The 11,931-nt window shown below is 73.1% G+C and carries 8 protein-coding genes; all 8 read right to left on the minus strand.

The window, feature by feature from the left end; all coding sequences use genetic code 11:
• Positions 1–129 precede the first annotated feature (129 nt).
• On the minus strand, positions 130–1,488 hold the full coding sequence (locus tag RM446_RS08130) for an L-fucose/L-arabinose isomerase family protein (protein ID WP_311544667.1): 1,359 nt from the start codon (positions 1,486–1,488) through the stop codon (positions 130–132).
• A 35-nt stretch (positions 1,489–1,523) separates the two neighbouring features.
• On the minus strand, positions 1,524–2,228 hold the full coding sequence (locus RM446_RS08135) for an L-ribulose-5-phosphate 4-epimerase (RefSeq protein WP_311544560.1): 705 nt from the start codon (positions 2,226–2,228) through the stop codon (positions 1,524–1,526).
• A 14-nt stretch (positions 2,229–2,242) separates the two neighbouring features.
• Positions 2,243–3,922 (minus strand): ribulokinase, encoded by a 1,680-nt coding sequence (gene araB / locus RM446_RS08140; RefSeq protein WP_311544561.1) that lies wholly within the window; start codon positions 3,920–3,922, stop codon positions 2,243–2,245.
• A 28-nt stretch (positions 3,923–3,950) separates the two neighbouring features.
• Positions 3,951–4,979 carry a LacI family DNA-binding transcriptional regulator gene (locus RM446_RS08145; RefSeq protein WP_311544562.1) on the minus strand — a complete coding sequence of 343 codons (1,029 nt, stop codon included), beginning with the start codon at positions 4,977–4,979 and terminating at the stop codon, positions 3,951–3,953.
• Positions 4,980–5,173: 194 nt separating this feature from the next.
• Positions 5,174–6,010: a putative protein N(5)-glutamine methyltransferase gene (locus tag RM446_RS08150; protein WP_311544563.1), complete on the minus strand. Its 837-nt coding sequence runs from the start codon at positions 6,008–6,010 to the stop codon at positions 5,174–5,176.
• Positions 6,011–6,376: 366 nt separating this feature from the next.
• Complete coding sequence (locus RM446_RS08155) at positions 6,377–7,681, minus strand: deoxyguanosinetriphosphate triphosphohydrolase (protein WP_311544564.1); 1,305 nt, start codon at positions 7,679–7,681, stop codon at positions 6,377–6,379.
• A 133-nt stretch (positions 7,682–7,814) separates the two neighbouring features.
• Positions 7,815–8,822: a YdcF family protein gene (locus RM446_RS08160; RefSeq protein WP_311544565.1), complete on the minus strand. Its 1,008-nt coding sequence runs from the start codon at positions 8,820–8,822 to the stop codon at positions 7,815–7,817.
• 114 nt (positions 8,823–8,936) lie between these two features.
• Positions 8,937–11,615, minus strand: a complete 2,679-nt coding sequence (ppdK, locus tag RM446_RS08165; protein WP_311544566.1) for a pyruvate, phosphate dikinase — start codon at positions 11,613–11,615, stop codon at positions 8,937–8,939.
• Positions 11,616–11,931: the final 316 nt, after the last annotated feature.

The raw sequence follows: 11,931 nt of genomic DNA on the forward strand, positions 1-11,931 counted from the left end.
GCCGCGGCCGGTCGGGGCCTGCGGCGTCCTCTGCGTCACCGGCCGGTGCCGGCCCGCCGTCCGGTGTGGTCCCGGTACGGCCCGCCGGTGTGCGGCGGGGCGTCCGCGGGCCGCGGACGCCCCGGTCGATCAGACCTGGACGAACTCGATGCCGGCCAGGTCGCAGAACACTCTCCAGTCGTCGGCGGTGCGCCCCAGGTTCATGACCATGTGGTGGGTTCCCCCGGCGCGCAGCCAGCCGTCCATGCAGCCGCGCACACCCGAGGAGGGGCGGAACTGGCCGTAGGGCATCTCCAGCGCCGGGAGCACCTGGGAGTCCAGGACCTCGCCCTCGGCGACCACCAGCCGGAAGCGCTCGCCGCCGAGCGCCACCAGGGAGGCGAGGGTGGCGGGGCCGGGTTGGATGCGGAAGAGCAGGGTGGGCGGGTCGTCCAGGCCCCCGATGCCCAGCGGGCGCTTGATGAGCCGTACCGGCTCGTCGTCGCGGGCGACCTTCCAGTTCCCCTCGCCCATGTGGCTCATCAGGATGGAGTCCGAGGGGAAGTCCATCGCGTACATCTCGGTGAAGTGGCCGTCGCCGGCGAGCTGGTGGCCGGCGTAGACGATGGACGCGGCCAGCGCGTCGCCCTCGCCGGCGAACCCGTAGCCGTCGGCCATGAGGCTGGACGCCGAGGCCATGGGCAGCCGGGCGAACCTGCCGTCCTCGCCGATGGCGTCGAAGTGCGTGGAGTAGGCGCCGCACCCGTGCTCGACGAGCAGCCGCTCGATGCCCAGCTGCATGCGGGCGTGGTCCTCGCGCTCGTCCTTGGACAGCCGCTCGTCGACGGTGAAGCGCTCGTCCTCCTCGGCCATCAGCGCGTCGACGGCCGACGAGGGCAGCTGGGCCATGGTGCGGTGCAGCGCACCGGGAGCGATGACCTCGATCTCGGGACCGAGCTTGCGCATCCAGGCGGTCTCGTCGACGCGGGCGTCGCCCATGCCGTTCATGGCGTAGCCGAATACACCCACCTTGAGCCGCTTCCAGGCGGTGACCGCGCGGGCGGCGCGCGCCCAGCGGCCCACGCGCTCGCGGAAGGCGTCGCCGGGCCACTCCTCGGTGATGACGTCGAACGCACGACCGGCCCGCACCATGGCGTTGGCGGTGTCCTGTGCGCCGTGGATGCCCTGGTTGTAGGTCATGTCGGCCATGTCCCACTCCGGTGTGACCACCGGGTCGGGCTGGATGTTCGCCAGGCACAGCGGCACCCGCGCCTCGTTCAGCACGCGCGTCACACGCAGCGAGGGGCCGTAGGTGAGCATGACGACCAGGACGCCGTCGAGGTCGTCGTTCTCGAAGGCCCGCATCTCCCGCTCGGCGTCGGCGCGCCCGCGCACGGGGTCGGAGACGACGCAGTCGGCGATGTCGGCGAGGCTGTCGGCGATCTGGCGCGCGTAGCCGGCCTGCCGGTCGGTGATGCCCGGGATCATGTCGTCGTAGAGGGGCTGCATGATGCCGAGGATCCCGATGGTGGGAAGGCGTTCGCTCACGAGTCCGAACCTTCTCTCTGGCCGTAGACGTTCTGGTAGCGGGCGTAGAGGGCGTCGATGTGCTCCTGCGGCAGGCGCTCGACCGGACCGTGCTCGCGTGCCAGGTGAACGGTCCGGGCGACGTCCTCGCACATCACGGCGGCCTTGACGGCGGCCTTGGCGTCCTTGCCCACGGTGAATACACCGTGCTTGGCCATCAGCACGGCGGGCGAGCGGTGGCCGTCGAGGGTGGCGACGATGCCGCGGCCGATGTCGTCGCCGCCGATCAGGGCGAACGGGCCGACGGGGATGTCGTCGCCGAACTCGTCGGCCATCGCCGTGATGGCGCAGGGGACGGGTTCGCTGCGAGCGGCCCAGGCGGTGGCGTAGGTGCTGTGCGTGTGCACGACCGCGCCGACCTCGGGCATGTGCCGGTAGACGTAGGCGTGGGCGTCGGTGTCGCTGGAAGGCGCGTGCCGGCCGTCGACCCGCTGGCCCTGCAGGTCGCAGACGACCATCGAGTCGGGCGTCAGGTCCTCGTAGGTGACGCCGCTGGGCTTGATGACGATGAGGCCGGTGCCGGGCACGCGCTCGGAGATGTTGCCGCTGGTCCAGGTGACGAGGTTCCACCGGGTCAGCTCGGCGTGCAGGGCGCACACCCGGGCGCGGGCGGCGTCCAGCGCTTCGGCGGAGTGCGCGGACAGGTCGGGCAGTGCTGTCATGGCGTCCTTCACGGTCAGTCGGCCAGGCTCTCGTTGCGGATGGTGCGCAGCGTGTGCAGGGCGTCGCTGCCGCCGCGGCCGAAGTGGTCGTGCAGTTCGGTGTAGACCGCGTAGAGCCGGTCGTAGGCCGCGGCGCGGTCGGGGTCGGGCAGGACGGCGTTGCGGGCGGCGCCGCCCATGGCCGCCGAGGCGGTGCGGATGTCGGCGTAGGCGCCGGCCGCCACCGCCGCGTGGATCGCCGAGCCGAGAGCGGGGCCCTGGTCGGAGTCGGCGATGGCCAGGGGGCGGTTGAGCACGTCGGCGTAGATCTGCAGGACGAAAGCGTTGCGCTTGAGGCCCCCGGCGACCGTGAACTCCTCGACGGGCACGCCTGAGCCGGCGAAGGCGTCGAGGATGGTGCGGGTGCCGAAGGCGGTCGACTCGACGAGCGCGCGGTAGACCTCTTCGGGCCGGGTCGCCAGCGTGAGTCCGCAGAGGACGCCGGAGAGGTCGTGGTCGACGAGGACGGAGCGGTTGCCGCTGTGCCAGTCCAGGGCGACGAGCCCGTGGCCGCCGACCGGCTGGTCGGCCGCCTTGCGCGAGAGCAGGTCGTGGACGGAGATCCCCAGTTCGTCGGCCTCACCGCGGTACTCGGCGGGCGCGTAGCTCTCGGCGAACCAGCCGAAGATGTCGCCGACGCCGCTCTGCCCGGCCTCGTAGCCCCAGAACCCGGGCGCGATGCCGTCCTTCACCGCCCCGCACATGCCCGGAACCTCGGCGAAGGACGCGCCGTTCATCACGTGGCAGGTGCTGGTGCCCATGACCGCGAGCATCCGGCCCGGCTCGACGGTCTGCGCGGCCGCGGCGGTGACGTGGGCGTCGACGTTGCCCACGGACACGGCGATGCCCTCGGGCAGGCCGGTAAGCGCCGCAGCGGCGGCGGACAGGCCGCCGGCGCGGTCGCCGAGCTGCATGAGCGGGTGGGCGAGCTTCTCCTCGGCGAAGCCGGCGAAGTCGGGGTGGAGCGCGGCCAGGTAGTCGCGGCCGGGCCAGGCGCCGTCCTGGTGGATGCCCTTGTACCCGGCGGTGCAGACGTTGCGCGTCTCGGAGCCGCACAGCACCCACACGATCCAGTCGGCGGCCTCGATCCAGCGCTCGGTTCGCCCGTAGACCTCGGGGTCCTCGCGCAGCACCTGGAGGCCCTTGGCGAACTGCCACTCCGAGCTGATCTTTCCGCCGTAGCGGGACAGCCAGGGCTCGCCGCGCTCCTCGGCCAGGGTGTTGATGTCGTCGGCCTCGCGCTGGGCGGCGTGGTGCTTCCAGAGCTTGGGGTAGGCGTGCGGCCGGCCGGCGAACTCCTCCAGCTCGCACAGCGGGGTTCCGTCGGCGGTGGTGGGCAGCACCGTGCAGGCGGTGAAGTCGGTCCCGATGCCGACGACGCGGTCGGGGGACACGCCCGCCGCCGCAAGCGCCTTGGGCACCGCGTGGCGCAGGACCGCGCGGTAGTCCTCGGGGACCTGCAGCGCGGTGTCGGGGGCGAGCGGATGGTCGGATCCGGGCAGCGTCTGCGCGACGACGCCGTGCTCGAACTCGTGTACGGCACCGGCGAGCTCGGCGCCGTCGGCGACGCTGACGACGACCGCGCGCCCCGAAAGGGTTCCGAAGTCGACGCCGATCACGACATCGCCGCTGTGAGCGCTAACATTCTCGTTCACGGGAAGTTCCTCCAAGATGCGCGGTCGGCTAGGCGCAGGCGGGTGCGGTGCTGACGCGGGTGACCAGGCGTGCCGGCACCACGCTGCGCGCCGGGGTCGTCGGTGCGGTGTCGGTGGCATCCTCCAGCAGGTCGATAAGCAGCCCTATCCCCCGGCGGCCCACTTCGCTGAAGTCCTGGGCCACCGTGGTCAGCGGCGGGGTGAAGAACTCGGACTCGGGGATGTCGTCGAAGCCGATGACGCTGACGTGGTCGGGGACCCGCACACCGGCCTCGCCCAGCGCACGCAGCGCCCCCAGCGCCATCTGGTCGTTGGCCACGAAGACGGCGGTGGCCTCGCGCTCCTCGGCCAACTGCGCGCCGATCCGGTAGCCCGAGCGGGGCCGCCAGTCGCCGTGCAGCGGATCGGGGACGGGCGCCCCGGCCTCCTCCAGCGCCCGGCGCCAGCCCGCGATCCGGCCTTCGGCCTCCAGCCAGTCGCCGGGCCCGGCGATGTGGTGGACGGTGCGGTGGCCGAGGTCGAGCAGGTGCCGCGTCGCCAGGTACCCGCCTCCGAACTGGTCGACGCAGACCACGGGAAGGTCCGGCGCCTCGCCGCCCTCGACCGCGACGACCGGGCGCTCGGCGGGCTGGTCCGCCAGCCCTTCGACGACCGCGCGCTTGGGCGCGATGACGATGTAGCCCTCGACCGACTGCTGGGCGAGGTAGTCCATCGCCTCGCTCACCGCCTCGCGGGTGACGGTCTGCAGCGTCACCACGCTGAGGAAGTAGCCGTCGGCGCGTGCGGCGTGCTCGATCCCGGACAGCGTCTGCGCGGGCCCGTAGTGGGTGGTGTCGAAGGCGACGACGCCGATCACGCCGGTGCGGCGGGTAACGAGCGCACGCGCCGAGGAGTTGCGCCGGTAGCCCAGCTCCTCGATCGCGGACTGCACCCGGGCCTGGGTCTCGGCGCGCACGTTGGGGTGGCCGTTGAGCACACGCGAGACGGTCTGATGGGACACACCGGCCAGCCGTGCGACATCGGCCATGACCGGGCTGCGCCCAACGGGTACCGACATGCGTGGTCCAACTCCTCGAAACGCGGATTTGACGCCTCCGTGACGTAAGCAACATTGTTAGCGCTAACATCCACCCCCGTCAAGAGGGGGCGAGATCGGGATCACAACAGGTCGAGATGCACCCCGCAGAAGCACGGGCGGTGATTCCGCGGCCACGCACGGCGGCGGAACGGACGGCGGGGCCGTCGGCGCCGTCAGCAGCCGGGCGCGGTCGCGACGACCACCGTGGCGCCGATCTCCTCGTCGTCGGCCACGCGCACGTCCAAGCCGTCGCCGGCCGCGATCGCCGCGGCGGTCTCCGCTTGGCGCTCGCTCGTCTCGAACAGCAGGCGCCCGCCGGGCGCGAGCCAGCCCGGCGCGGCGGCGCTCACCCGGCGCAGCGTCGCCAGCCCGTCGGGGCCGCCGTCGAGCGCGGTGCGGGCCTCGTGGTCGCGCGCCTCGCCGGGCAGCAGGCCGATCTCGCCCGTGGGGACGTAGGGCACGTTGGCCAGCAGCACGTCCACGCTGCCGCGCAGCCCGCGCGGCAGCGGATCGTAGAGGTCGCCCGAATAGACCGCGCCCCCGAAGGCGGCGACGTTGCGCCGTGCGCAGGCGACGGCGGCCGGGTCGACGTCGGCGGCGTGCAGCTCGGCTCCGGGCCGGAGCGCGGCCAGCGCAGCGCCGAGGGCACCCGACCCGCAGCACAGGTCCACCACCGCGGGCCGCTCGGGCGCGAGGCGTGCGGCCTGGCCCACGAGGAACTCGGTGCGCCGCCGCGGCACGAAGACGCCCGGGTCGACGGCCACACGCAGCCCGGCGAACTCCGCCCACCCCACGACGTGCTCAAGCGGAACACCCGCGGCGCGCCGCTCGGCCATCTTGTCGAGGTCGGCGGGGTCGAGCGCCGCGGAGAGAAGAACGTCGGCCTCGTCCTCGGCGAAGACGCAGCCGGCGCTGCGCAGTCGGGCGACGAGCGCGGAGTAGGCCGGTGCGGACCGCGCGAGCGGGGCGTCGGCAGTGAAGGACGGGTCGGGGACCGGCGAATGCGGCATGGGACGGCCTTTCGGGAAGCGTGGGGGTGCTCCCGCGGCGGTCTATGCCGGTTCGGCGTCGGGGCCGCGGAGGATGAGCACCCTGCCCAATACGACGGAAACGGGTCTCACCTCCTCGGTCGGGCGCCCCGCACGGGGGCGCGGTCCGCTACTGTCTGGCCGGACCGCCGAACACGGTCGTGCGGCTCAGCGAGCGCCACGGTACCAGCCGGGTGCGCGCCGGCGGGCTCGCCGCAATCTACGGAGACGCCGGCCCGGTGGGCGGCCCGTGGTCCTACGCTCTGAATCGGCGCCGCGATTCACCGGCCCCGCGGCCGGACCGGATTTGAGCTGCGGGGGCGACCGCCCCTCGCAGCGCTTCGGGGCTCAACGTGCGAGGCGCATGTGCCAGGCGCGGGCGGAGGTGTCGGTGAGGGAGGCGACCTGGTCGACGACCACGCGGAGCGCGACGGTGTGGTCCGTGGCGCGCTCCCATACGGCGCGGAAGGGGCCGTCCAGGGTGGCGGGGGCGCCGCGCTGGACGGCTTCGACGAGTTCGGCGACGATCTCGCGCTCGCGCGCCTGGTAGGCCACCGCCTCGGAGCGCGCCATCACGTAGTGGGCGGTCAGCGCCTTCAGCAGGGCGCATTCCAGCAGACCGCGGCGCGGGACGGCGAGGTCGGCGGCGTAGCGGGTGACGGGCCCGGGACCGCAGGCCGTGCGGGTGGCCTGTTCGGCGGAGCGGCACAGCCGGCCGATCAGCTCGCTGGTGAGGTTCTTCAACGCCGCCAGCGAGGCGAGGTCGCCGGAGAAGTCCTTGGGCCAGAAGGGCTCGGCCATCAGATCGGCGAAGACCTCCTCCAGCTCGGCCGCCCCGGCGTCGGCGTAGAGGGAGGCGGCCACCGCGCTCACGTCGGCGCGCTCGGCCCGGCTGTGCAGCGCGGGCAGCCGGATCATCCCGGAGTAGAGCGCGTCCTCCAGGTCGTGCACGGAGTAGGCGACGTCGTCCGCCCAGTCCATCACCTGCGCCTCGAAGCACAGTCGCGGCCGGCCGTTCGGCCCGGCGGCGGACGCACCCTCGCGGATCCAGTCGAAGACCGCGCGGTCGTCTGGGTAGCAGTTGAACTTGCGGCCGTCGCCGCCGCCCCGCGGCCACGGGTATTTCAGCGTGGCGTCCAGTGTCGCCCGGGTGAGGTTGAGTCCGGCGCTGTCCTGCTGCTCGGTGCCCGACGAGAGCCCTCCGCCGGCGAAGGGCGCCCCATCGACGACGACCTTGCCCTCCAGCCGGGTGAGCAGGCGCAGGCTCTGCGCGTTGCCCTCGAACCCGCCGCAGGGCGCCGCGGCCGCGTCCAGCGCCTTCTCGCCGTTGTGGCCGAAGGGCGGGTGCCCGAGGTCGTGCGCCAGGCAGGCGGCCTCCACCAGGTCGGGGTCGCAGCCCAGGGCCCCGCCGAGCTCGCGGCCGATCTGGGCGCACTCCAGGGAGTGGGTCAGCCGGGTGCGCGGGAAGTCGCTGGCGCCGGGCTGGACCACCTGGGTCTTGGCGGCCAACCGGCGCAGCGCGAAGCTGTGCAGCACGCGCGCCCGGTCGCGCTCGAACGGGCCGCGCGCGCGGCTCTTGTCGGGTTCGGGAGCCCAGCGCCGCCGGTCGCGGCCGCTATAGCCGCGCGGTGGGGTCTCGTCGCTCGCTGCCATGGTCACGGTCGACTCTACGCAACGGCGCCGACGAAGGCGCGCAACGCACCGTGCGCCGGTCCGGTCCGCCGGAGTCGTACCGCGGCGCCCGGCCCGGGACGCGCGCGCAGTCCGTACGGCGACCGGGCGGCGGTCAGGCGGCGTCGACCTCGATGTCGCTGCTGTCGCCGAAGATCCAGTAGTACCAGAGCGAGGCCGTCTCGCGGGTGATGTACCACAGCTGGGTCTCGCGCTCGATCACGGCCGGGCCGGAGCGCGACGGCGAGGTGGCGGCCTCCATGCCGTGGTCGCCGGCCATCTCTCGGGAGCGCAGGCTGTGCCAGGGGTCGGTGACGATCACCACGCTGGACCAGTCGCGGTTCTCGAAGACTTCGGAGACCGCCTCGATGCTCTTGAGCGTGTCGTCGCCCTCCTCGACGGCGACGACGTCGGCGGCGGGCACGCCCTGTTCGACCAGCCAGTCGCGCCCTGACCCGCCCTCGGTGTAGTTGTCGCCGGGCTGGTTGCCGCCGACCGTGACGACGGCGGGAGCGACGCCCGCGCGGTAGAGGTTCTCGGCGTGGGCCAGCCGTGCCTCGAAGATGGGCGAGGGGCGGCCGTTGTACTGGCTGGCTCCCAGAACCAGGATCGCGTCCGATGCGGGGCGCTCGTCGGCCCGCGCGGTGTACCAGACCCACACCCAGGTGGCGGGCGGCGCCGCCAGGACGAGCAGCAGGACCAGGGCCACGATCCAGCGCAGCCGGACGCGGCGCCGGCGGCGCGGGCGCGGTGCGGGAGCGTCGCCGCGCGGGCCCCGGCCCCAGGGGCCGTCCGGCCCGTCCGGCCGGTCGGTGCCGTCGCCGGACGGCCCGCCGGAACGGCGGATGACCTGTGTCGCGTCCGCGCTCTGCGGCCCGTAGGCGTCATCGGCGTCGGCGGTGTCGGGGCCGCCTGAGACGCGCGGCTCGGCGTCGGCGGAGCGGTCCCCCCGCGGGAACCGCCGGGTGTCCTCGGCACCGTCCTGTGGTACACCGGATGCCGACCGGGTGAACACCCGGGTGGCCTCGGTCCCGTCGCCCGCCGAATCCCGCGTCGAAGCGGCGTCGCCGCGGCCCTCCCCCGCTCCTGGCACCAGCCACCCCCGGTCGCGCTCCTCGGACAAGCCCGACGATAACCGACCCCGCGACCTTTCCGAGCGGCTCGGCGGCCGCGTGGCGGAAGCTCGGCCGGGGTGCGCGGTCGCGAGTCGCGCACCCCGCCCCGAGCGGGCGGCGGCTCAGCCGCGCGCCGCGGCGCGCCCGGCCTCCAGCCGGGCCACGGGCACGCGGAACGGCGAGCAGGAGACGTAGTCCAGTCCCGCGCGGTGGAAGAAGTGCACCGAGTCGGGGTCGCCGCCGTGCTCGCCGCAGATGCCCAGCTTGATCCCGGGCCGGGCGGCGCGGCCCTCGGCGGTCGCGATCTCGATCAGGCGCCCGACGCCCTCGACGTCCAGCGACTCGAACGGGGACACGCCGAAGACGCCCTTCTCCAGGTAGGCGGAGAAGAACGACGCCTCCACGTCGTCGCGGGAGAAGCCCCACACGGTCTGCGTGAGGTCGTTGGTGCCGAACGAGAAGAACTCGGCGCTCTCCGCGATCTGCCCGGCCGTCAGCGCGGCGCGCGGCAACTCGATCATGGTGCCGACCGGGAAGTCCAGTTCGACGCCGTACTCCTCGCCGACCTCGCGCAGCACGCGGTTGGACTCGTCGCGGATGATCTCCAGCTCCTGGACGGTGCCCACCAGCGGGATCATGATCTCGGGGCGGGGGCGGCGGCCCTCGGCGAGCAGCTGCGCTGCGGCCCGGGCGATGGCGCGCACCTGCATGGTGAACAGGCCGGGTACGACCAGGCCCAGGCGTACGCCGCGCAGGCCCAGCATCGGGTTCTGCTCGTGCAGCTTGTGCACGGCCTGCAGCAGCCGCAGGTCGTTCTCGTGGCTCTCGCCGCGCGACTCGGCGACCGCCACGCGCACCGACAGCTCGGTGATGTCGGGCAGGAACTCGTGCAGCGGCGGGTCCAGCAGCCGCACGGTCACCGGAAGGCCGTCCATGGCCTCGAACGCCTCGGCGAAGTCGTCGCGCTGCAGGGGCAGCAACCGGTCGAGGGCCTCCTGCTGCTCGGCCTCGGTGTCGGCGAGGATGAGCCGCTCGACGAGCTGGCGGCGGTCGCCGAGGAACATGTGCTCGGTGCGGCACAGCCCGACGCCTTCGGCGCCCATGCGGCGGGCGCGGGCGGCGTCCTCGGCGTTGTCGGCGTTGGCGCGCACGCGCAGGCGGCGCGCGGCGTCAACGTAGTGCATGATGCGGTCGACGGCGCGGACGAGGTCGTCGGCCTCGTCCGAGGCGGGGTCGATCTCGCCCTCGAAGTAGCGCACGACGGGCGAGGCGACCACCGGCACCTCCCCGAGGTAGACCCGGCCGCTGGTGCCGTCGATGGAGACGACGTCGCCCTCTTCGACGACCTCGCCGCCGGGAGCGGTGAGGCGGCGGTTCTTCGTGTCGATGCCCAGCTCCTCGGCGCCGCAGACGCACGTCTTGCCCATGCCGCGCGCGACGACGGCGGCGTGGGAGGTCTTGCCGCCGCGGCTGGTGAGGATGCCCGACGCCGAGAGCATGCCCTCCAGGTCGTCGGGGTTGGTCTCGCGCCGGCACAGGATGACGTCCTCGCCGCTGCGCGCCCACTTGATGGCCGTGTAGGAGTCGAAGACGGCCTTGCCCACCGCGGCGCCGGGAGAGGCGTTCATGCCGGAGCCCAGCAGGTGGCCCTCGACGTCGTCGGCGAAGCGGGGGAACATCAGCTGGGCGAGCTGGTCGCCGGTGACGCGGGAGACGGCCTCGTCCAGCGTGATCATGCCCTGGTCGATGAGCTGGTCGGCGATGCGGAACGCCGCGGCGGCGGTGCGCTTGCCGACGCGGGTCTGCAGCATCCACAGCTTGCCGCGCTCGATGGTGAACTCGATGTCGCACAGGTCGCGGTAGTGGTTCTCCAGCGTCTCCATGATCGCCAGGAGCTCGGCGTAGCTGCGGCCGTCGATGCCCTCCAGGTCGGCCAGCGGCACCGTGTTGCGGATGCCGGCCACCACGTCCTCGCCCTGGGCGTTCTGCAGGTAGTCGCCGTAGACGCCCTGGCGGCCCGAGGCGGGGTCGCGGGTGAAGGCTACGCCGGTGCCGGAGTCCATGCCCAGGTTGCCGAACACCATGGCGCAGACGTTGACCGCGGTGCCCAGGTCCACCGGGATGCGCTCCTGGCGCCGGTAGAGGACGGCGCGAGGGGCGTTCCACGAGCCGAAGACCGCCCGGACCGCGAGGTCCATCTGCTCGCGGGGGTCGGCGGGGAACTCCCGGCCGGTGTGCTCGGCGACGATGCCCTTGAAGACCTCGACGAGCTTGCGGTGGTCGGCAGCGTCCAGGTCGAGATCGCCGACGACGCCCTTCTGCCGCTTGACCTCCTCGAAGGCGTCGTCGAACAGTTCGCCGCCGATGCCCTGGACGGTCTTGCCGAACATCTGGATGAGCCGGCGGTAGGAATCCCAGGCGAAGCGCTCGTCGCCGGACTGGGCCGCCAGGCCGTGCACCGAGTCGTCGTTCAGGCCGATGTTGAGGACGGTCTCCATCATCCCCGGCATGGAGAACTTGGCGCCCGAGCGAACGCTGACCAGCAGCGGGTCGTCGGGCTGGCCGAGCCGCTTGCCCATCTCGCGCTCCAGCGCGCTCAGCTTGGCGCCGACCTCGGCGTCGAGGCCGTCGGGCATGGCGCCGTTGGCGAGGAAGTACCGGCAGGCCTCGGTGGTGATCGTGAACCCCGGGGGCACAGGCAGGCCGAGGTTGGTCATCTCGGCGAGGTTGGCGCCCTTGCCGCCGAGCAGTTCCTTGAGGTCCTTGCTGCCCTCGGCGAACTCGTAAACGTACTTGGGCACGGTGGCTCCCTGCTGTCGGAAGGACCTGAATCGGCCGCTCGTCCTGGAATGCGCGCGACTCTACCCAGCTGACGCGTTACGATCTCTCACCCCACCCTAGTACCACTGTTTTCGCAGGCAGAATCCTTCCAACAGGCCTATACCAATGGTCTGGACGTTTCGCATCGCCTGCCCGTCCGACGAGTGGGGCGGAACGGGGGCTGCAGGGCGCGGCGGCGCAGGTGGAGGCGGGTGGTGCCGGTGGTGGCCGTGGGATCCGAGGGGCGCCGAGCGACGTGCCGCCCCAGTGGTCCACTGCCCTCGGGGCGTCGCACGG

Origin of the sequence: Streptomonospora wellingtoniae (assembly GCF_031845375.1) — a bacterium.
GTDB classification, from domain to species: Bacteria; Actinomycetota; Actinomycetes; order Streptosporangiales; family Streptosporangiaceae; genus Streptomonospora; species Streptomonospora wellingtoniae.

Coding starts and splice junctions, on each gene's coding strand:
- RM446_RS08130 (WP_311544667.1), bottom strand. CDS start 1,488: ATGCAGCCCCTCTACGACGACATGATCCCGGGCATCACCGACCGGCAG.
- RM446_RS08135 (WP_311544560.1), bottom strand. CDS start 2,228: ATGACAGCACTGCCCGACCTGTCCGCGCACTCCGCCGAAGCGCTGGAC.
- RM446_RS08145 (WP_311544562.1), bottom strand. CDS start 4,979: ATGTCGGTACCCGTTGGGCGCAGCCCGGTCATGGCCGATGTCGCACGG.
- RM446_RS08150 (WP_311544563.1), bottom strand. CDS start 6,010: ATGCCGCATTCGCCGGTCCCCGACCCGTCCTTCACTGCCGACGCCCCG.
- RM446_RS08155 (WP_311544564.1), bottom strand. CDS start 7,681: ATGGCAGCGAGCGACGAGACCCCACCGCGCGGCTATAGCGGCCGCGAC.